Annotated in this window: 15 protein-coding genes; 11 read left to right on the top strand and 4 right to left on the bottom strand. The window is 44.5% G+C overall.

Features of this window, described 5'->3' with window-relative positions; genetic code table 11:
- The first annotated feature begins 24 nt into the window (after positions 1-24).
- Positions 25-771 carry a DUF4197 domain-containing protein gene (locus AAC033_RS01580; RefSeq protein ID WP_339734653.1) on the top strand — a complete coding sequence of 249 codons (747 nt, stop codon included), beginning with the start codon at positions 25-27 and terminating at the stop codon, positions 769-771.
- Between the two features lie 354 nt (positions 772-1125).
- Here the strand turns inward: AAC033_RS01580 and AAC033_RS01575 are convergent, their stop codons facing one another.
- Positions 1126-2070, bottom strand: a complete 945-nt coding sequence (locus tag AAC033_RS01575; RefSeq protein ID WP_339734651.1) for a TIGR01212 family radical SAM protein — start codon at positions 2068-2070, stop codon at positions 1126-1128.
- Positions 2071-2307: 237 nt separating this feature from the next.
- On the opposite strand from AAC033_RS01575, the gene AAC033_RS01570 reads away from it, so the two are divergent.
- From AAC033_RS01570 to AAC033_RS01535, 8 genes are all read left to right on the top strand, one after another.
- Positions 2308-3840 carry a DUF4301 family protein gene (locus tag AAC033_RS01570; protein WP_339734649.1) on the top strand — a complete coding sequence of 511 codons (1533 nt, stop codon included), beginning with the start codon at positions 2308-2310 and terminating at the stop codon, positions 3838-3840.
- A 49-nt stretch (positions 3841-3889) separates the two neighbouring features.
- Positions 3890-5308: a tetratricopeptide repeat protein gene (locus tag AAC033_RS01565; RefSeq protein ID WP_339734647.1), complete on the top strand. Its 1419-nt coding sequence runs from the start codon at positions 3890-3892 to the stop codon at positions 5306-5308.
- A gap of 2 nt (positions 5309-5310) precedes the next feature.
- Positions 5311-6069 carry a phosphosulfolactate synthase gene (locus AAC033_RS01560; RefSeq protein ID WP_339734645.1) on the top strand — a complete coding sequence of 253 codons (759 nt, stop codon included), beginning with the start codon at positions 5311-5313 and terminating at the stop codon, positions 6067-6069.
- 331 nt (positions 6070-6400) lie between these two features.
- Positions 6401-8662, top strand: coding sequence for an aconitate hydratase (locus AAC033_RS01555; RefSeq protein ID WP_339734643.1), 2262 nt, complete (start codon positions 6401-6403; stop codon positions 8660-8662).
- A gap of 20 nt (positions 8663-8682) precedes the next feature.
- Positions 8683-9915, top strand: coding sequence for an isocitrate dehydrogenase (NADP(+)) (locus AAC033_RS01550; protein ID WP_339734641.1), 1233 nt, complete (start codon positions 8683-8685; stop codon positions 9913-9915).
- A 2-nt stretch (positions 9916-9917) separates the two neighbouring features.
- On the top strand, positions 9918-11186 hold the full coding sequence (icd, locus tag AAC033_RS01545; protein WP_339734639.1) for an NADP-dependent isocitrate dehydrogenase: 1269 nt from the start codon (positions 9918-9920) through the stop codon (positions 11184-11186).
- Between the two features lie 34 nt (positions 11187-11220).
- Positions 11221-12543 (top strand): citrate (Si)-synthase, encoded by a 1323-nt coding sequence (locus tag AAC033_RS01540; protein WP_339734637.1) that lies wholly within the window; start codon positions 11221-11223, stop codon positions 12541-12543.
- A gap of 557 nt (positions 12544-13100) precedes the next feature.
- Positions 13101-13292 (top strand): hypothetical protein, encoded by a 192-nt coding sequence (locus AAC033_RS01535; RefSeq protein ID WP_339734635.1) that lies wholly within the window; start codon positions 13101-13103, stop codon positions 13290-13292.
- A gap of 401 nt (positions 13293-13693) precedes the next feature.
- Here AAC033_RS01535 and AAC033_RS01530 read toward each other — a convergent pair whose 3' ends face one another.
- Positions 13694-14389 carry a Crp/Fnr family transcriptional regulator gene (locus AAC033_RS01530; RefSeq protein ID WP_339734633.1) on the bottom strand — a complete coding sequence of 232 codons (696 nt, stop codon included), beginning with the start codon at positions 14387-14389 and terminating at the stop codon, positions 13694-13696.
- Between the two features lie 158 nt (positions 14390-14547).
- Between AAC033_RS01530 and trxA the strand changes: the two genes are divergently transcribed.
- Both trxA and AAC033_RS01520 read left to right on the top strand, forming a co-directional pair.
- The gene (trxA, locus tag AAC033_RS01525; protein WP_339734631.1) at positions 14548-14970 is read left to right on the top strand and encodes a thioredoxin; all 423 of its coding nucleotides are present in this window, start codon (positions 14548-14550) and stop codon (positions 14968-14970) included.
- Positions 14971-15100: 130 nt separating this feature from the next.
- Positions 15101-17383 (top strand): FAD-dependent oxidoreductase, encoded by a 2283-nt coding sequence (locus AAC033_RS01520; RefSeq protein ID WP_339734629.1) that lies wholly within the window; start codon positions 15101-15103, stop codon positions 17381-17383.
- Positions 17384-17459: 76 nt separating this feature from the next.
- On the opposite strand, the gene AAC033_RS01515 is transcribed toward AAC033_RS01520, so the two are convergent.
- Together AAC033_RS01515 and AAC033_RS01510 are read right to left on the bottom strand one after the other, a co-directional pair.
- Positions 17460-20690 carry an ABC transporter permease gene (locus AAC033_RS01515; protein ID WP_339734627.1) on the bottom strand — a complete coding sequence of 1077 codons (3231 nt, stop codon included), beginning with the start codon at positions 20688-20690 and terminating at the stop codon, positions 17460-17462.
- Positions 20687-21367, bottom strand: coding sequence for an ABC transporter ATP-binding protein (locus AAC033_RS01510; protein ID WP_339734625.1), 681 nt, complete (start codon positions 21365-21367; stop codon positions 20687-20689). Before AAC033_RS01510 ends, AAC033_RS01515 begins: the two co-directional genes overlap by 4 nt.

Here is a 21367-nt window from a genome sequence, read left to right as displayed (position 1 = left end):
TCATTGCCAATTAGATCATACAATATGAATACAAAATTTAGGTTCCTCGGGTTGTTTTTCCTGCTCGTCGGTTGTGCAGAAATGCAGCAAATTGCCAAAACTATTTACGATGAGCAACAACCGCTATCCCAAAGCGAGATTATTGCCGGTCTGAAACAGGCCCTGGTTGTTGGCACCGACAGTTCAGTGGCCGAACTTTCGGGATTGAATGGCTATTTGAAAGATGAAGCCGTAAAGATTTTGCTTCCACCTGAAGCAGACATCATCACCAAGAATTTGAGCAAACTGCCGGGTGGACAGGATTTGGTTGATAAGGTCATTGCCAGCATCAACCATGCCGCGTCGGATGCCGCCAAAGAAGCAGCTCCAATCCTGGTCAATAGTATCAAAACGATGAGTATTCAGGATGCAGCTGGTATTTTAACCGGAGGTAATTATGCCGCTACGGATTATTTGCGGCGAACAAATTACGATGACCTGCTTGCCCTTTACCAACCCAAAATTGAAGGTTCACTCGACAAGAAGATTGTGGGCAATTACTCCGCGCAACAATCTTGGGACGAAATGACTGGCAAATGGAACCAGGTAGCCGGCTCGTTTGTGGGCCAGTTGGCCGACTTGGAGGCCGTAGAAACGGATCTGAGCACATACCTGACCAAGCGGGCTTTGGATGGTCTATTCCTGAAAATTGGCGAAACTGAAAAGAACATCCGCGAAGACCCGGCAGCTCGGGTGACCGACCTATTAAAACGGGTATTTGCAAGGCAGTAAGAAGTATTTCGAGGAAAATTCGACTTCTACTTTCGCAAAAGTGATCATTAGTTTTCCATTATTTCAATCTGATTTCGGCACATAAACAAAACCTTTGAAAAAAACACCCCGTTTTTTGGCAAACTTCAATCTACGTCTAACAAATAAACACCCAAGACCTACAAATGTAAAACTACTTTTACCGGAAGCAGTATTTGTGTTGACTAATAACCAATCACTTTTAAATCTCAAACAAATACTTTTGAAAAAACAAGAATGGCTTTTACATTATAAAAACCAAAGGTTACAGAAGAAGAAACAATTGCTTTTTTTTTGAGAAATTCAACATCTAAAACTCGAAATTGGAATTTGAAGCTACTCAAATAGCCTTCCCTGCCAGGTATTTCTTTCAGCCAATCGCTTTTCAAGCTTTGCCACAAACTCAAAATTTTTCAAGCCCCATCGGGGAGCGATCAACAGCGCATATGGCGCCTGACTCACAAAGCGTTCGATAATAATTCTAGGGCTTAGCAGCTCCAGGTAATCAACGACCAGATCGAGGTATTCTTCGGCCGTAAACAAATGAAAATCTTCTGGCCGCTGGTTAAATTCGATAGCCATTCGTGTTCCTTTGTGAATCTGAAGCTGGTGTAATTTCAGATTTTCAACCGGCAATTTCGATATCGTCCGGGCTTGGCTCAATAGGTCTTCCCTTGTTTCGCCCGGAAGCCCCAGAATTAAATGCGCACAAGAATGAATTCTCCGCCTGGCCGTTTCCTCCATTGCCCATTTGGCCTCTGCAAACTGATGTCCCCGGTTGATTCGCATCAAAGTTTCATTTTTGACCGATTCAACCCCATATTCAATCATCACATAATAAATCTTTGAAAGTTGAGCCAGATAATCTAGAATCTCCGCATTCACGCAGTCAGGCCTGGTTCCCAAAACGAGCCCAATAACTTTCGGATGCTTCAAAGCTTCCTCGTACCGCTCTTTCAGAATGGCTATATCAGCATAAGTATTTGAATAGGCTTGAAAATAAGCCAAAAAACGCATCGTCTGATATTTCTTCGAGTAAAAATCAATGCCCTGCTGAATCTGCTCAGAAATACTTTTTTCCAACCGGCAATAATCCGGTTTGAACGTTTGATTATTGCAATACGAGCAGCCATTCAGCGCTTTTGTCCCATCTCGGTTAGGGCAAGTAAATCCAGCGTCAACCGACACTTTCTGCACCCGTCCGCTGAACTTTCCTCTGAAATAAGTCGAAAAATCATTATAGCGATTTGCATGTCCCCATGGGTAAACCTGTTCCCTCATAAGCCAAAATATTGAGCAAAATAAGTCATTTCTGCCTGAAAAACACAAATTGGGCAGGAAATGCAATATCAACTTCATCTTTGATCTACGAAGCAATTCTTCTATTCGTCTGAAAATGAAAAATTAATCTTAAACTTGCTAACAAATGTTGAAAACTTTAGAACTCTCGGGGCTTTCAGGCGTTCCAATTCTAAGTGCTATTAGTTAATTTTAACGTAATTCAAAAATCATCCTACTATGTTTAGTGCCGAAGATTTGGTTTTCATCGAAGAAAGAGGGAGTGACCTGAACACCGTAAAAGAACAAGTCAAAAACTTTGAAAATGGATTTCCATTCCTGGAAATTATCCAAGCAGCTACTTTGGGAAAGGGAATCATCCAACTGGATGAACTACATGTCGATGAGTTTATTCACTTTTTTGAACATCAACTTGCAAAAGGAATTTCCTTGTTGAAGTTTGTCCCGGCATCGGGTGCTGCCAGTCGGATGTTTAAAAGCTTATACTCAGCAATCGATCAGCTTGAAAACGGAACACCGGAAGCCGAAGTCCTGCAAGACCAAGAGGTAAAAACGTTTTTTGACCGGCTTAAAGACTTTGCCTTTTACAATGACCTAAAAAAAACAGCTGGCAACCCGCTTGATCAGTTGTCGAAACTGGAAATACTAAAGCTGGTGTTAACTGAGTCGGGACTGAACTACGGGAACCTGCCCAAAGGCCTGCTACAGTTTCATCAATACCAGGAAAAATCGAGAACACCTTTTCAAGAACATGCTGTTGAAGGTGCGCTTTACGCAAAAGACAAAAACGGCAAGGTAAAGATCCATTTTACGGTTTCTCCCGAACATCAGGAGGCATTTCAAAGTCATTTAAAAGAGATACAGGAGGTTTACGAACGTGAGTTTGATGTCAGCTATGAAATCACATTCAGCCAGCAAAAACCAGCCACAGACACCATTGCGGTGGACCTGCAAAACGAGCCTTTCCGAAATGACGATAACAGCCTGCTTTTTCGCCCCGGCGGACATGGCGCTTTGCTCGACAACCTGAACGATCTGGATGCAGACCTGATCTTCATTAAAAACATTGATAATGTAGTGCCCGATTATTTGAAAGATGAAACCGTAAAATACAAAAAGGCGCTGGCCGGGCTGTTGCTCAACTACCAGAAACGAATTTTCAGCTACCAGCAAATTTTGGATGAGCGCCACTATACCGCTTTGGACAGCAAATTCTATTCTGAAGCTTCAAGTTTTCTCGAAAACGTACTCAATGTAAAGCCGCCTGAAAACCAATATTATTCCGAAAAGGAGGAGTTATATCACTACCTTAAACTGAAGTTTAACCGCCCCATTCGGGTCTGTGGCATAGTGAAAAATGAAGGTGAACCCGGCGGAGGTCCATTCTGGGCAAAAAATGCCGATGGCTCCATTTCCCTGCAGATTGTAGAAAGCGTGCAAGTAGACCTATCGGACGAACAACAGGCGAACATCATTCAGAAGGCCACTCACTTTAATCCTGTTGACCTAATGTGTGGAACAAAAAACTATAAAGGAGAAAGCTACAATCTTTTAAAATACAGAGATCCGAAAACAGGATTCATATCATATAAATCGAAAGACGGAAAAGAATTAAAGGCCCAGGAATTACCGGGCTTATGGAATGGCGCCATGGCTGATTGGAACACGCTGTTTGTGGAAGTTCCAATACTGACTTTCAATCCGGTAAAAGCGGTCAACGACTTATTACGAAAAGAGCACCAGCCGGATTAAGTAATTCTAAAAAGTATTATTAAATTTGCAGTTGCAATTTTTTGATTCTATGGAAGAAGACTCAAGGGACTTTTACGACAGCGAGGAGATAGGGGAAGCCGTCAAACGCTTCGAAAAAATGATGAATGCCAACCAAGTTGACTATTTTGATGTTTTTGAAGTAGAAGGCATTGTGGATTATTTTCTGGATGAAGGACAAATAAGCATGGCTAATTTAGCCATCGACAACGGAATGAAACTTCATCCCACATCCATAGCACTGCAAATTAAGAAAGCACAACTTCTTTTGGTCGACGAAAAAGTTGAAGAAACGCTTGAAATCATTCGCGTAGTCGAGCAAATTGAAGACAGTAACTCGGATGTCTACCTGATTAAAGGCTCAGCACTCATCATGCTTGAGCAAATTGATGCAGCCATTTTGGCTTATGAACAAGCCATTTTTCACAATTACGATGAAGAAGACGAGTTGCTCTACAACATCGGTCTCACGTTAGGTCAAGCCGGTGAAATTAAAAAGGCTATTTCGTTTTTGGAACGAGCCTACGATGCCAACCCGGAAAACGAACAAGTATTGTACGAACTCGCCTATTATTGCGACAAGGATAACCTGGATGAGAAAAGCATTCTGTATTACAACAAATACCTCGACATCGACCCGTTTAATCCATCAGTTTGGTACAACTTAGGCATTACTTTCAACAGGATTGGGCAGCACGATAAAGCGGTTGAGGCTTACGACTTTTCGATTGCACTGAATGGTGAGTTTGAACAGGCACTTTTCAATAAAGCCAACGCTCTGTCGAACAACAACCAGCACGAAGAAGCCATCGAATGTTATCTCGAATACCTGGAAATCGATAAGGAGAATGACGATGCCTACTGCTATTTAGGGGAGTGTTATTTGAACCTGGATCGGTACAATGAAGCTTTGGTCAACTATCGCAAAGCCATTCGCCTCAATAAAAACAATGCTACAGCCTGGTATGGTTCAGGCTTGGTTATGTGGATCGAAAACAACCTGACAGAAAGCCAATCGTTGATTAAAAAAGCCCTCAAATTGGATGATGCCAATCCTGACTTTTGGCTCATGTATGGGAAAATCAATCATGAACTTGGCCTTTACGATCAGGCGGAGTCAGCATTTGAAATGGCGACAACATTGGATCCCGACAACCGTGAAAGCTGGATTTCGTATGCTGAAATGCAATACGAACAAGGCCTGCTTCAGCAATCGATCGACATCCTGAAAAAAGCACACAAGATTATCGCTGACGACTCGAACATCAATTACAGGCTAACCGCTTATTTGCTTGAAAATAACGAAGAACGTTCGGCCACCGATTACTTTGAAATCGCACTGAAAGCTGATTTCAACAGTTACCGCGATCTTTTTGATTACTACCCCAAAGCACAACAAAACGAATCCATCAAACAACTCATAAAAGAATACCAATCAACCAAATTTTAACCATGAATTTCAACTTACCGTTTATTCCTGGACGCCCTGAAAAACCACGCTCATCAGGTCTGACAATGGTTATGGACAAAGGACTAAGCCTGCGACAGGCAGAAGATTTATGTGAAGTAGCGGCAGAGTACACGGATTTTGTCAAGCTTGGATTTGGCACCGGCCTTCTGACTCCCCGATTAAAAGATAAAATCAGCCTTTACAAGTCTGCCGGCGTCAGACCTTACTTTGGCGGTACACTTTTCGAAGCATTCGTGGCCCGGAACATGTTCGACGACTACCGTAAATTTATCACCGACAGCGGCGTTGAAACAGCCGAAGTGTCCGATGGTGTCCTTCCGATTGAGCACGATAAAAAATGCCAGTACATCGCTGACCTGGCAAAGGATTTTGAGATTTTCTCAGAAGTTGGAACCAAACTTCGGGGAAAAGAAATCAGTAATTCCGAATGGGTATCATGGATGAAAAGTGAACTGGAAGCGGGTGCCTGGAAAGTCATTGCCGAAGCCCGCGAAAGTGGCAACATGGGCATCTACCAGGAAGACGGATCAGCCAACAGCCAACTGATCATGGATATCAAAAAAGAAATCAACACAGAACATATCTTATGGGAAGCCCCGCTAAAAAGCCAGCAGGTGTGGTTTATCAAATTACTGGGAGCTAACGTCAATTTGGGCAATATTTCCGAAACGGAGGTCATTCCGCTCGAAACTCTCCGAAGAGGACTTCGTGGCGACACCTTGCTTAGTTTTCTTCCCTAAGCCAAAACATGGAATCAAACCATAGTTAACCACCAGACCAAACTGGTGGTTTTTTTATTTCTAAAAATCAACCAATTAAGCATCTCCTCAAATAGAGACTTCAGCTCCTTTCTTTCCAAGAGAACATATTTTCAGAAAATGATTCCAGCCAGATCGCTTCTTTTTATCTATTCTAAATAAAGAATACTGTTTTAAAATATGTAAATAGATACATATCTTATCACGGATTTTTTGATATCTTAAGCCCTTCAAGGGAAACCTTTAGCGGCTGTTTTTGTTAAGGAAGATGAGAATATTGAACCCGAAATACAATCGATTAAAAAACCACAATATGTTTGATTTAGATTTAATAAAGAAAACCTACGAGAATTTTGGCCCTCGTATAGACAAGGCCAGAGAAGTATTAAAGAAACCGCTTACCCTGTCTGAAAAAATTTTGTACACCCACCTGTTTGAACCTGAAAAAGTCACGGAATTTAAACGAGGGGGTGACTATGTGGATTTTGCGCCCGACCGGGTTGCCATGCAGGATGCCACCGCTCAAATGGCCTTGCTCCAGTTTATGAATTCAGGAAGAAGCAGAACTGCAGTCCCTTCAACCGTGCATTGCGACCACTTAATTCAGGCCAGTGTTGGCGGACGTACCGACTTGAAATTCGCGTTGGAAAGCAACAAAGAAGTTTTTGATTTCTTGGAGTCGGTTTCAAACAAGTATGGCATTGGCTTTTGGAAGCCGGGAGCTGGTATTATTCATCAGGTCGTTTTGGAAAACTACGCTTTCCCTGGCGGAATGATGATTGGAACTGACTCGCACACTGTGAATGCCGGCGGGCTGGGGATGGTTGCCATTGGCGTAGGTGGTGCCGACGCTGTTGACGTGATGGCCGGTATGGCTTGGGAACTAAAATTCCCTAAACTGATTGGTGTGAAACTAACCGGAAAACTTAGTGGCTGGACCGCTCCTAAAGATATTATCCTGAAAGTAGCTGGTATTTTAACGGTAAAAGGAGGCACAGGTGCCATTATTGAATATTTTGGAGAAGGCGCCGAATCACTTTCGGCAACCGGAAAAGGAACCATTTGCAACATGGGAGCCGAAGTTGGAGCAACAACGTCAACTTTCGGTTACGATGAGTCAATGGAGCGCTACTTGCGGGCAACTGAACGCTCAGAAGTAGCAGATCTGGCCAACGGAATCAAAGAGCATCTGACAGCTGACCAAGAAGTGTATGCCAATCCTGAAAAGTATTTTGATCAATTGATTGAAATTGATCTGGATAAACTGGAGCCTCATTTAAACGGGCCATTCACACCAGACCTGGCAACACCGATTTCACAGGTTGCCGCAGCGGCAAAGAAAAACGGATGGCCGACCAAAATTGAAGTTGGTTTAATTGGTTCGTGTACCAATTCATCATACGAAGATATTTCGCGGGCTGCTTCACTTGCTCAGCAAGCAGTAGATAAAAATTTGAAAACAAAGTCAGAATTTACTATTACTCCAGGCTCAGAGCAAGTTCGATACACCATTGAGCGCGATGGTTTTATCGACATTTTTAATAAAATTGGGGCGAGTGTATTCGCCAACGCCTGTGGCCCTTGTATTGGACAATGGAATCGGCCGGGAGCCGAAAAAGGCGAGAAAAATACCATTGTACACTCCTTTAACCGGAACTTCTCGAAACGTGCCGACGGAAATCCCAACACGCACGCTTTTGTAGCATCGCCCGAGTTGGTTACCGCCCTTGCCATTGCCGGCGACATCACTTTCAACCCAATGACCGACAAATTAGTGAACGAAGATGGGCAGAAAGTTGTTTTAGATCCACCAACAGGACAAGAGCTGCCCGACAAAGGATTTGCGGTTGAAGATGCCGGCTACCAAGCCCCTGCCGCTGATGGTTCATCGGTTAGTATTATTGTAGCACCGGATTCTGGTCGTCTGCAGCTGCTTTCGGCATTTGCCCCATGGGATGGAAAAAATCTGAATGGCGCCCGTTTGCTGATTAAAGCAGCCGGAAAATGCACCACTGACCATATTTCGATGGCGGGCCCCTGGTTGCGCTTCCGCGGACATCTTGACAATATTTCCAACAACATGCTTATCGGAGCTGTCAATGCCTTTAATAATGAAACCAACAAGGTCAAAAATCAGTTGAACGGCAGTTACGATGAAGTTCCTAAAGTACAGCGCGCTTACAAAGCAGCCAATATCCCAACAGTAGTCGTGGGCGATCACAACTACGGCGAAGGTTCATCGCGTGAGCATGCCGCCATGGAGCCCCGTCATTTGGGAGTCAAAGCAGTCATTGTTAAGTCATTTGCGCGAATCCACGAAACCAACCTGAAGAAGCAGGGCATGCTGGCCCTCACGTTTTTGGACGAAACAGACTACGATAAAATTCAGGAAGATGACAAATTCAATTTTATTGATTTATCAGAATTCGGACCGGCAAAACCATTGCATGTCGAGTTGGTACATGCCGATGGAACCAGGGAGATTATCCAATTGAATCATACTTACAATGCACAGCAAATTGAATGGTATAAAGCCGGCTCAGCATTAAATTTAATTAAACAACAAAATAACTAATCAAAAATTAGACACCCGAAATGGAAAAAATTAAAGTAGTAAATCCAGTTGTTGAACTGGACGGAGATGAAATGACCCGGGTTATTTGGTCATTTATTAAAGAAAAACTCATTTTCCCTTACCTCGATCTGGACATCAAGTATTATGACTTGGGAATGGAAAAACGTGACGAAACAGATGATCAGATCACCGTTGATGCTGCTCATGCCATCAAAAAGTATGGCGTGGGAATCAAATGCGCGACTATTACCCCAGATGAGTTAAGGGTAACTGAATTCAAGTTGAAAAATATGTGGCGCTCACCTAATGGAACAATCCGAAACATCTTGGGTGGAACAGTATTCCGCGAACCCATCATCATTAATAATATTCCGCGATTGGTGCCGGGATGGAAAAAACCGATTTGTATAGGGCGTCATGCTTTTGGTGACCAATACCGTGCAACCGATTTCCTAACCAAAGGAAAGGGGAAACTGACCATTACCTTTACCCCTGAAGATGGCAGCGAAGTGCAATCGTTTGATGTCTTTGATTTTGAAGGCGACGGTGTAGCCATGGCCATGTACAACACCGACGAATCCATCATCGGTTTTGCCCGCGCGTGTATGAACCAGGCGCTCAGCAAAGGCTGGCCACTCTACCTTTCAACAAAAAATACCATCTTGAAAAAATACGATGGACGCTTTAAAGATCTTTTTGAGGAAGTCTTCAATAATGAATTTAAAGAAAAATTTGAAGCCGCCGGAATTACCTACGAACACCGCTTAATTGACGATATGGTAGCTGCTGCCATGAAATGGGAAGGCGGATATGTTTGGGCGTGTAAAAATTACGATGGCGATGTGCAGTCGGACACGGTTGCACAAGGATTTGGCTCGTTAGGATTAATGACTTCAACCTTGATCACTCCAGACGGTAAAACCATGGAAGCAGAAGCTGCTCACGGAACAGTTACGCGCCACTTCCGCCAGCACCAACAGGGAAATCCCACATCAACCAACCCAATTGCCTCCATTTTTGCATGGACAAGGGGATTGGCTTTCAGAGGAAAACTGGATGACAACCAAGCCTTGATTGATTTCGCCAACACACTGGAGCAAGTTTGTATTGAAACTATTGAAAGTGGAAAAATGACTAAGGATTTGGCCCTGATTATTCACGAAAAGGATCTGAAACAAGAGCACTATTTGTCAACAGAGGAATTCCTAAATGCAATTGATACCAACCTGAAAAGCAGACTAACAGCGAACTAACTATGGGAGAAAAAATCAAACTCGAAAGTGGGATCCTAAAAATACCCGACCAACCCATCATCCCCTATATTGTGGGTGATGGAATTGGCAAGGATATTACAAAACCGTCCCAAAGAGTTTTAGACGCTGCTGTTGAAAAAGCCTATGGATCATCCCGGAAACTGATTTGGAAAGAAGTTTTGGCAGGTGAAAAAGCCTTTAAGACTACCGGTCAATATCTCCCTGACGAGACTATCGATAGCTTTAAGGATTACCTGGTTGGAATTAAGGGGCCGCTCGAGACGCCTGTAGGAGGAGGAATTCGTTCGCTCAACGTGGCTTTGCGTCAAACACTCGATTTGTATGTATGCCTGAGGCCGGTGCGATGGTTTAAGGGAGTTCCGTCTCCCATTCGTTACCCATCAATGGTTGATATGCATATCTTTCGGGAAAACACGGAAGATATTTATGCTGGAATTGAATTTATGACCGGCGAGGAAAAGACGAACAAGTTTCGGGATTTTCTGATTCATGAAATGGGTGTGACTTCAGAGATCCGATTTCCGGAAAGCTCCTCTTTTGGCGTAAAACCTATCTCGAGAGAAGGCTCTGAAAGGCTTGTAAGAGCTGCTATTCATTATGCTATTAATCGGGATCTGCCCTCAGTAACACTTGTACACAAAGGGAACATTATGAAGTTTACTGAAGGTGCTTTCAAGAACTGGAGCTATGATTTAGCGGAATCAGAATTTACCGATCAGGTGTTCACCTGGCGCCAGTATCAGCAAATTGAGCTGGAAAAAGGGCAGCTGGATGCACAAAAAGCGCTTGAACAAGCAAAGAAATCAGGAAAAGTGATTGTGCAGGATGTGATTACCGATGCCTTTCTTCAAGACAGTTTACTGCATCCATACAATCATTCTGTTATTGCAACCATGAATTTGAATGGTGATTATATTTCCGACCAGTTGGCAGCAATGGTAGGTGGAATTGGAATATCGCCCGGGGCTAATATCAATTACCAGAGTGGCTATGCCATTTTTGAGGCTACCCATGGCACAGCGCCAACCATTGCTGGCACTGGAAAAGCCAACCCGAGCTCACTTATTCTTTCGGGAGTCATGATGCTTGAGTACCTTGGGTGGAATGAAGCAGCCGAACATGTTTTCGATGCCATGGAGCATACCTTTGCCAAACGTCGGGTGACATCAGACCTGCATGCAATGATGGAAAGTTCAACCCTGTTGTCTACCACTGAGTTTGCTGATGAAATAATCCGGAATATTCACTAAATTGAAAAAAAAATCAAACTAAAATACTTTAAAAATGGAATACATTAAAAATCGGTTTTACCAAAAAGCAAGCAAGTGCGTTAACGAATACCAACGGCTTAAAAATGAACATGGTGATAAAGTAATTGCCAACGTAACCATAGGACAGGTAATGACAGGGATGAAAGGTGTGCCAAGTTTAATTACTGACACTTCGAAGCTGGATCCAACAACAGGAATTCGGTTTCGTGGATATACCATTCCTGAACTTCGTGAGAAACTGCCTCGACTGAATCCCGATGGGGAGCCACTTCCCGAAGGACTTTTTTACCTGATGTTGATCGGAGAAATTCCGGAGCGTGACGATGTGTTAAACCTCAGCAAAGACTGGGCAACACGGGCTTATGTGCCGCAACATGTGTTTGACGTAATTGATGCCATTCCAAAGAATGCCCGCCCAATGACTCAGTTCAGTGCGGCTATTCTCAGCATGGCTACAGATTCAATTTTTCAGAAGGCATACCGTACCGGAGTTCACAAGAAGCACTACTGGGACACGACTTACGAGGATGTGATGAATCTGATTGCACGTTTGCCAAGAATCGCAGCGTACATCTATCGCCGCCAGTTCTATAACGACCATCATATTGAACCGGATCCACGTCTGGATTGGGCTGGCAATCTAGCTCACATGATGGGACACGACAGCGAAGAAGTGAAGCGTTTGCTTCGCTTGTATATGGTGATCCATTCCGATCATGAAGGTGGAAACGTTTCGGCTCATGCCACACACCTGGTTGGTTCTGCGCTTAGCAACCCTTATTACGCCTATGCTGCAGGTATGCTTGGATTAGCCGGTCCACTTCATGGCTACGCCAATCAAGAAGTCATCAATTGGATTTTCGCCATGCTTCAGGAGTTGGATACCGAAACTCCATCGGAAGACGAAATTATTGCCTATACCAAACGTACACTAGCTGAAGGCCGCGTTATTCCGGGGTATGGACACGCCGTTTTGCGTCAAACTGATCCAAGGTTTACAGCACAACAGGAATTTGCCAAAAAATATGTGAAAGACGATAAACTAATCAATATCGTTAATACGCTTTCCCGAGTGGTACCGCCAATTTTGGAAGAAACCGGAAAGGTGAAAAACCCCTGGCCAAACGTAGATGCCTATTCAGGTTCTTTGCTTTACCACTATGGCATCAAAGAGCATTCCTTCTACACGGTCATGTTCGGAGTATCAAGAGCACTTGGCGTATTGGCAAGTCTGGTTATGGACCGCCTCTACGGATTACCTATTGAGCGCCCATCATCATATCCACTCAAATGGTATCATGAACAAGCCGGCGACAAAAATATTCCGGGATGTTAATCCATTCAGTGTCATAAGACTTAAAATGCTCCCTGTTCGGGAGCATTTTTTTTGTCCCACAGTACAGCTCATGTTAATTTCAATCTTGCATCAGGCACCAAAATTGTTCATAACCAACGCGACAGCGTATTGAAAACCTTCCGGTAAGTTAAGCGGCATAAACCCTATAGAACTTATCAACAATTGTTAATATCTCCGGTTAACAGCAGGTTGATTTAAAACCCTCAAAATAATTGACTTATATTGGTTTTTCAATGTACATTTGATACTATCAGGTGAGCGATAAAAGACTGCTCCGGAAATATGGAGGCGACAAAAGCTCTTAGCTGAGCCAGCGTCAAATCATCCAAACCCTCGGGTTTGCGCACCAAAGGAGCCGAAGTTTAAGCAACCAAAGACTCGTTCTTTACAAGCTTGATTAAAACGAAAACGATTTGCTTCGGCAGATGAAGTAGTTTTAAGATTGATGGCTATTTTCAGAAAAGGAATTCGTTCCGGACTGATAATAAGAGATCGTTGGAACTCCGGTTCATTAAACATCGAAATTTGAGCGAAGGATGATCGCAAGACCAGAATTCCTCAAAAGCTGTCAAAAACTTCGTCCGGGAAAACAACCTTCGGGTCTGTTGAGCGGACAGCTGGATGGCGATGCTGTAACAGGCACTGCCGGAAAGCCATGGGCTGAAAACAAGAATCCTCGATTCAATGATCAGCCGGTCAAAATAACAGTAGCCTGGCGTGAAAGATGATTTCGGTCGTCAAGTAACGGATGGGAACTATTCATACCGAGTGGTTCCCATTATTGTTTTTAGTCCCTACCCTATCCAAAAATTTCGCATCAACTCAATTTATTATGGAGAGTCATCGACTAGCTTTGTTGTTTTTCCGAAAAAATGAAAAAATTAACCGACGGAATTGAGCATGACAGCCGAAAGACAGGCCTGACTCTGCATGATTTGTAAATGATTTAACACCCCGGGTACCCCAGCAAAGTGTTTTGGAGGTGGTTACCCTTCTTTTTAAGCCTGCCAGGCTTTTGCGGCTAAGGGAGATCAATTATGATATTCTTAAGCATTTCAAAACAAGTCAGATATCAATCGTTGAACTCCGAAGGATTCCTTTTCAATACAAAAAATTTGAAGTGCCAATTTTACCCCCGCAGACTAATCTCATGCAGCTTATCAAAGTCAAGCACAATCACATCTTTGTCTTTCAATTGAATCAATCCGTCTTTTTCAAAGGATTTCAGCAACTTAACTGCACTCTCGGTCGAGATTCCGGCAAAATCTGCGATATCTTTACGCGACAGCAAGTAAAAAATTTTGGGATTCGCTGCTTTAAAGCCGTTCAGGTATAGCAAGGTAGCGGCCAGGCGGCCATTCATTTGTTTATATAGCACGTTTCGGATGGTTGAAAACAATCCTGTGCTCTGCTCACAATATCGCTGAATAAAATTGAAACCGAACAAGCCATTCTGCCGTACCACTTGGCCTATAGCTTCCTTTTCTATGAGAAAAGCCATACAATCAGTAAGCGCCACGGTAGAATAATCGAAAGTGCTTTTTGAAAATGCTGATGACAAGCCAACAAAATCGCCCTGCTGAAAAATTTTCAGGTTGTAAAGCTTATTGTTGTCGCCTTCCAGGTACTGTTTGACCAGGCCATCAATCAAAAACAATACGTACGACGCAAAAGCACCTTGTTTGGTCAGGTTGTCGCCTTTTCGAAAATGAACTTGTGTTTTGGCCGACCGGACCAGTTCCACTTCATCTGGTCCAAGTGTCTGAAAACATGGCGCTTTAATGTCGCAAATAAAATTATCGTCAGTTTCCAAAATTGTCTTCATGAGCTTACTTCGTTGCGTTGCACGGCGAAGTTAGGAATAAATCAATAAAAAAGTTGTTCTATTTCAATCCGAAAGTTGCAAAGACAGCGTCAACGATACTTGCCTGCTGCTTTCAGTCAGAATACTTTTGCATCGAACTTAATTTTAGAAAACACAAAATGGTAAAAATAATCCTCATCGTAATTGTAGTTCTGATCATCGGGTTTCTCATTCTGGCAAAAATTGCCCGCGCTAAAATGAAAAATACTCCTTTGGTAGATGATCATCAAAACATTCTCACGCTGACTGACAATAACTTTCACCTGAAGACAAAAAACAAACTGGTGTTGGTTGATTTTTGGGCTAGCTGGTGCGGCCCCTGCCGGATCATGGCGCCAATTTTAAATGATGTTTCAGCCGGTTTAACAGGTGATAATTATGTAGGAAAGGTGGACATCGAAAAATTTCAGGGTCTCGCTCAAAAATTCAAAGTTCAAAGCATTCCCACCCTCATCCTGTTCAAGAATGGGAAGGAAATCAACCGCTTTGTCGGTATCAAAAGCAAAGATTTTTTATTGAAAGAAATGGCTAAGGCCGGATAAAATGTAAGTCTTTACTTTTTATCCTAAATCAAAGCTCACAGATTTGGTTTAGCCTATTCTTAATCGCTTTGATCAAAAGACTCCAAATACAATATTGAATAACGTGTCATAAAAAAAATACAAGAAGATTATGGAAAAGATCATCATTATAGGGGGAGTTGCAGCCGGAGCAACCGCTGCTGCAAAAGCTCGCCGAATATCTCCTACAGCTGAAATTATTATGCTCGAAGCAGGCCCTGATATTTCATTCGCCAACTGTGGTTTACCGTATTACATTGGAGGCGATATCGTTAGCCGCTCAAAACTGATTCTACAAAGTCCTGAAAGTTTCAAGGAGCAGTATGAGGTTGAAGTTCATACCAATACCCTGGTAACTGCCATCGACCGCCAAGCCCACCAGGTAGAAACAACCAATGCCATCAATGGTGAAGTGAGAACGTTCGAATACACCAAACTTATTCTTGCACAAGGCGGAAAGCCGATCAATCCAACACTTCCTGGCGCTGATCTCGACCATGTTTTCACACTGTGGACACTCGAAGATATGGATAAAATATCCAACCATTTGGAAGAAAAAAAACCGCGAAGCGCAGTTGTTGTTGGCGGCGGATTCATCGGTCTTGAAATGGTGGAAGCGCTGGTAAAACGAGGGCTGAAGGTGAATGTGGTTGAAATGATGCCCCACGTCATGGGCCTGATGGAGGCCGAAACTGCCGGGTTTATTGAAAACGAATTGCTGGCTTATGGTGTGGGTGTGCACACCAGCGCCGGAGTCACTGAAATCAAAAGTAATTCGGTGAAGCTCAACAATGGAAAGCGGCTCGAAGCCGATATGGTTTTGCTGTCGATTGGCGTTCGCCCTACCCTGCAGCTGGCGATCGATACCGGGCTTGAATTGGGCGAAGCAGGTGGCTTAATGGTGAATGCTGAACTTCAAACCTCCGACCCGGATATTTACGCTGCCGGCGATATGGTAGAAATTGAGCATCGCGTAAGTGGTAAAAAAGTACGAATTCCGTTGGCCGGGCCAGCCAATCGCCAGGGACGAATCGCTGCAGAGAATGCTTTGGGTGGGCACCATCAATACAAAGGGGCCATCGGAACATCTGTTGTGCGCGTATTTGAGGCCGTGGCAGGAACCACGGGGCTCTCATTGAAACAGGCCCGCGCCGCCAAAATTGATGCCGATGCCGTTGTCGTTCACAAAGAACATCACACCTCGTATTATCCCGGAGCCGAAACAGTGACCACCTTGTTGGTTTATGATCGAAAAACAGGCGTGGTTCTTGGCGGACAAACCGCGGGTTATAAAGGGGCCGACAAACGATTGGATGTGATTGCCACAGCTACAGCAGCAAAACTGACCATCAGTGATTTGGCGGACGTCGACTTTGCTTATTCGCCTCCAATTGGTACGGCCAACGATGCCATTAACATGGCTGCCTACGCGGCCGAAAACCGCAGTTCTGGTTTCAGTCCATCTGTGACAGTTTCTGAACTCGATGACTTTGTTGCCGATAAGAACCCGGTCTATTTGGACGTTCGCGATATCTTTGCTTTCGAAAAAAGCCATATTCAAGGCGCCATCCATATTCCGTTGGAACTACTGTCACAGCAGCTGTCGGATATTCCGATCAATCGGCCGATCGTGGTTTACGACGAAACCGGCAAGAAAAGCCATCAAGCTTTGCGTACTTTGCGGGGGGCAGGATTCAACGATGTAACCAATATTTCGGGAGGACACACCTCCTTGCAACGGCAAGCCCGAACCATCGGTTTTAATCAGGTTGAGATTGATTTGTTGCCGGTTGACACAAAATCGATGGAAAAAGAAAAGGCTGAAACCGAAGAAAAAACAACAGCAAAAGTCGCCGATGATCATTCGCCCATCGTCATCGATGTGCGCACGCCAGAGGAATTTAACGAGGGAGCCTATCCCAATGCCATCAATATTCCTATGGATGAGCTCATGTATCGTTTCGAAGAATTGGGAACAAATGCGTCGCGCGAAATTGTGGTTTATTGCGCTACAGGTGCACGCTCTGCCTACGCCCAACGAATGCTGATGCAGCTTGGCTACACCAATGTAAAAAATGGCGGCGGACTATCAGCCATGATGGCCAATCGCAATCGCACACCAGGTGCCTCTGCTTCAGCAAACGAGCCGTTGGTTATTGATGTTCGCACGCCCGAAGAATTTCGGGCCGGAGCTTTTCCCAACGCCATTAATATTCCATTGGATGATTTGTATGCACGGCTCGATGAACTGGGCAGCAAATCAAGAGAAATCACCTTGTACTGCGCATCCGGTGCACGGTCGGCTTATGCACAGCGGGGACTACAACAGGCAGGATTTACAAATGTGAGTAACGGAGGTGGATTGATGCACATGATGATGATGGCACGACGGTAACACGATAACGAAATCATAGATAGAATGGGAACTTCGCTTACCGGCAGTTCCCATTTTTTTGCTTGCCAAAATTCGATTAATCATTTCTCAGCGCGTCGTACAGGTTGCCCCTCATTGCCAGACGATTCCCTGTAAAAACCCACAGCCAGGCACTGGCAAGCACCAAAACAAAAATAGCCAGACTCCAGTAAATTAGTCCAAAATAGAGAGATGAACGTAAACTTGGCAAAGCCGAAAGAATGGAAGGAATCAGCCCGATTACCAGTGACAAAAGGACGAGCTGCATGTATCCGCGAAGCACAATTCGCCTGATTTTTTGTTTTCGGAAACCGGTCGCTTGCAGCAGCGCAAACTGCGCACGGTTTTCATAGATACTTCGAAAAATAATGATTCCCAACCCAATGGTTCCAATAAGTAATCCAAGTGCCCCCAGCATCAGAAAGATGTTGAGATAGGTGTTTTCAACCTGGTAAAAAAGCAACAAACGTTCTTTGGCTGGCGTAATTTCAAATCCATAATTTCGAAAGGCCGAGCGAAGATTTTCCTCTTCGGTTTCAGGAGCCTGTACCAAAAACACTTGCGATCCGCTCACCGAAGGAAAATTCGCATAAAACAACCGATCTGCAATCAAAATATTTCCCTGGAAAACGGAATTGGCCAAGCCACCTACCAATTTTAAAACTACCTCTTCGCCCGACTCATTTTGATAGATAAGCGTATCTCCCACCGACTTCCCCAAGCCCCATTTAATCACTGTTTGGTCGGCCACGGCCGGAATCTGCCCATTGGCTAACACTTGATTCAAACACAACCAAGGATGGGCAGGATTCAGCTCATCGGTTTGGGCAACAAAGGTAAATGCCTGCTGCTCGTCCAACTTTTCGGCATTAAAACCTAAAATTCGGGGGCGATTCACGCGGTTCAGGTTCAAACAGCTCGCATCATCGCCAGCCAAAGACTGGAACTGCACAAAGTCAGCCGGCGAATCTTCCAGCCCCAGTTCAAAGCGGCCTTCAGGCGAATTTAAATCAAACAGCACCGGAAAGCTGGTTTCCGCAAAAAAAGTGTAGCCTCCAGTTCCGGAAGACGGCTGGTCCGCATTTCGTGTCAAATCTTTTCGGTTTAGCCCGGTAGAAAGCACCAAAAAGACTCCCACTGACAGGAAACTAACAATCAGCAGATTTCTTCGTCGGTCCGCTAAAACCAACTGATTCGAAAAAAAGCGAAATGATAACTTCTCCGTTATTCTATTTTCTCTTCGGATCAAAACGGAATTCAAAAGTAAAATCAGTCCGGGCATGAGGCCAAAGCCACTGATAAAAAACACGGTTGGATTGATTTCGCTTCCAATGCCCTGCGAAAGCATCAGCAAAACCGAGAGCAGGCTCAGACCCACGCCAATCCACAAAGACCATTTGCCGGAACTTGACTTGCCCGACTGGCTTTGCTGCATGGCAATAATCTGTTGCCCGGCATAGTTGCGAAGCACAAACCACACGCTAACCAAACTAATGACGCCGACAATCAGCATAGCCTGAATAATGGCCAAGGGTGTGACATGAATACTCAAAATGGAGGTTCGTACAATATCGCGCCAAATGGTATTAATGGCATCCATAATCAGGCTGTTGTAAGCCAGTCCAATAGGCACGCCAAACAGTGTTCCGACTACAACCAGCAACATCGCCTCCAGAAAAAACAGTTTCCTGATTTTTTGAGCCGAAAAGCCCATGGCGTGCAATGTACCAATCTCCGAACGACGGAAGTTCAGGTACAACTGAAACATGAGGTAGGCCAACAGCAAGGCCGCAAAGAGCACAAAAAAACTCAGGCCAATAAATAAGCCGCTAAAATCGACTCCCTGGCTAGCCGCCTGCAAGCCAGCAGCTTTGGCATCCTTCACTTGGAAGCCAACATCTTCCGGCTGAATCTCAGCTAAAACCCGACTTTCAAAGTCAGCAGCCTGTAAACCATTCGAGCGAATGGCCGTTGATGCTCCAAAGCGGTTTCCCCACAATTCTTGCGCAGTACTAAGATTGATAAACGCTTTGGGCGTGCCTTTAAAGTCCGTCCAATAGTCCTCATCCTTTTGCCGAATGCTAGACAAATCAACAGGAACACCGGTTTCCCAGTCGCTGCAATGCCCGGCATCCGACAAGCCCGGAATATCCGGCATCAGATTGACATCCGCCCATTGCCCTTCCATTTCCACGATTCCAGCCACTTGAAACCAAGTCGACTTCTCAACTAACTGGCGCAACGGCCCCACTTCAAAATAAGTAACGAAGATGGAATCACCCGGAGCAGCCTTCAAATCCTCAGCTAACCACCGGTTGATGATCATTTCATTTGCATGTAAATTCGCCTTTGTAGCTGGTAAACCTGCCACAAATGAATAGGGTGTGACCCGATCCTGAATCTTCAGTTGATTGACGAAATAGGAAAAGATTGGATAAGTTTCACCGCTGTTCAATAATCTATCAGCCACTGAGGGCTCAATAAATACCCGATCGGAAACTAACTCTGTATAGTTTAAACCGGCATTTTCTCTGACAGAAAGATTCAGATCTTCCAGTTTCCAATGAGCCGAAATTCGTTCGAATAAATTCATTTCGTCTATACCAGAATCATTCACCAACAGCACATTAGCCAGATCATCCAACTGCATTTGCCGGTTAAGAAAATCCAGCGAAACAAAAATATTTTTGGGGGCTGATTGAATTTTCTGAAGATTAAAATTACCGGTTTCTGACAGGGAAGCAATTGCCTTGACCTTCACCCGAAATGAAATGGTGGACTCGTCAGCCGAAACAAAGGGCGTATTGGCTGGGAAAGTGCTGAGCTTGTTGACCCGCAACAGCATCTCCTCTCCCACTTCTACGCCAAGAACTTCGGCTAGCTGTTCGTTTATAACGGCTTCATTATTGACTAATGCATACAAACCATTCGTCCCGGCAAATCTGTCGAAATCCGGTTTCACGCCCCACACCTGCAACTGATTGGCGCGCGCTTTGCCGCCGTCTAAAACGGCCATTCCGTTGACAAACAAGTGAGGACTAACTTCCATCTCGTCAGAAGCCATTTGGTTGGCCAATTCGGCTCTGAAAAGCCGCTCGCCGCCAGTAATAACCCAATCGGTGTTGCCCAACCGCTGCAAGGTAATTTGCTTCAGACTGTAGGTAACCGAATCGCCAATAACAAACGCCCCCAGTAAAATAGCTGTACTAAGCGCCACGCCCAACACCATGGTCAGATTCAATCTCCAAAAATACAGCAGTGATTTTATCGCGTAGCTAATTCCGTTCATGCCTCCGTAAGTTGCAATTTTCCGTTTTCGAGCTTGTAAATCTTATCCATTTTCCAAGCTAAGGCCATGGAGTGTGTCACCACAATCAAGCTGGTATTTTCTTCGCGATTGAGCTGTAAAAGCAGGTCAGCCAAATGATTGGAAGATTGCTGATCCAGTGCTCCTGTTGGTTCGTCGGCCAGCAAAATCCGTGGTCGATTAATTAAGGCGCGGGCAATGGCCGTGCGCTGGCACTCGCCACCCGAAAGTTGTCCGGGCTTTTGATTTTGTAATCCAGCGATGCCCAGCTTCTGGGTCAGTTCTTCAGCACGTTTCCGGCTGACTGAATCCACGGCTGATTGCTGTGCAACAACTGGCAGCAAGATATTTTCCAATAAATTGAGCTGCGGAAGCAAATGGTGCAACTGAAACACGAAACCGATAGACTGGTTTCGAAATTGGGCCAGTTGCTTTTCATTTTTGCTGAAAACCAGTTCGCCATCCAGAAATACGTCACCGCTATCTGGCCGGTCGAGCGCGCCCAACATATTGAGCAAGGTTGTTTTTCCGGAACCGGACGGACCAACAATAGCGACGCTTTCGCCATCTTGAACTGACAAGTTGAGTTCATCCAGAATGATTCGCCGTGTTTCCGAGCCGGTTTGAAAGCTTTTGGTGAGTGATTTGATTTCGAGCAT

It is taken from the genome of uncultured Sunxiuqinia sp., from assembly GCF_963974515.1.
Classification (GTDB): domain Bacteria; phylum Bacteroidota; class Bacteroidia; order Bacteroidales; family Prolixibacteraceae; genus Sunxiuqinia.
The sequence above is the reverse complement of the archived record's forward strand: the minus strand, read 5'-3'. Positions and strand labels throughout refer to the sequence as shown.

Bases quoted from the DNA above. Each gene is read 5' to 3' on its own strand.
- AAC033_RS01580 (WP_339734653.1), top strand. From the start codon at position 25: ATGAATACAAAATTTAGGTTCCTCGGGTTGTTTTTCCTGCTCGTCGGT.
- AAC033_RS01575 (WP_339734651.1), bottom strand. From the start codon at position 2,070: ATGAGGGAACAGGTTTACCCATGGGGACATGCAAATCGCTATAATGAT.
- AAC033_RS01570 (WP_339734649.1), top strand. From the start codon at position 2,308: ATGTTTAGTGCCGAAGATTTGGTTTTCATCGAAGAAAGAGGGAGTGAC.
- AAC033_RS01565 (WP_339734647.1), top strand. From the start codon at position 3,890: ATGGAAGAAGACTCAAGGGACTTTTACGACAGCGAGGAGATAGGGGAA.
- AAC033_RS01560 (WP_339734645.1), top strand. From the start codon at position 5,311: ATGAATTTCAACTTACCGTTTATTCCTGGACGCCCTGAAAAACCACGC.
- AAC033_RS01555 (WP_339734643.1), top strand. From the start codon at position 6,401: ATGTTTGATTTAGATTTAATAAAGAAAACCTACGAGAATTTTGGCCCT.
- AAC033_RS01550 (WP_339734641.1), top strand. From the start codon at position 8,683: ATGGAAAAAATTAAAGTAGTAAATCCAGTTGTTGAACTGGACGGAGAT.
- icd (WP_339734639.1), top strand. From the start codon at position 9,918: ATGGGAGAAAAAATCAAACTCGAAAGTGGGATCCTAAAAATACCCGAC.
- AAC033_RS01540 (WP_339734637.1), top strand. From the start codon at position 11,221: ATGGAATACATTAAAAATCGGTTTTACCAAAAAGCAAGCAAGTGCGTT.
- AAC033_RS01535 (WP_339734635.1), top strand. From the start codon at position 13,101: ATGATCGCAAGACCAGAATTCCTCAAAAGCTGTCAAAAACTTCGTCCG.
- AAC033_RS01530 (WP_339734633.1), bottom strand. From the start codon at position 14,389: ATGAAGACAATTTTGGAAACTGACGATAATTTTATTTGCGACATTAAA.
- trxA (WP_339734631.1), top strand. From the start codon at position 14,548: ATGGTAAAAATAATCCTCATCGTAATTGTAGTTCTGATCATCGGGTTT.
- AAC033_RS01520 (WP_339734629.1), top strand. From the start codon at position 15,101: ATGGAAAAGATCATCATTATAGGGGGAGTTGCAGCCGGAGCAACCGCT.
- AAC033_RS01515 (WP_339734627.1), bottom strand. From the start codon at position 20,690: ATGAACGGAATTAGCTACGCGATAAAATCACTGCTGTATTTTTGGAGA.
- AAC033_RS01510 (WP_339734625.1), bottom strand. From the start codon at position 21,367: ATGCTCGAAATCAAATCACTCACCAAAAGCTTTCAAACCGGCTCGGAA.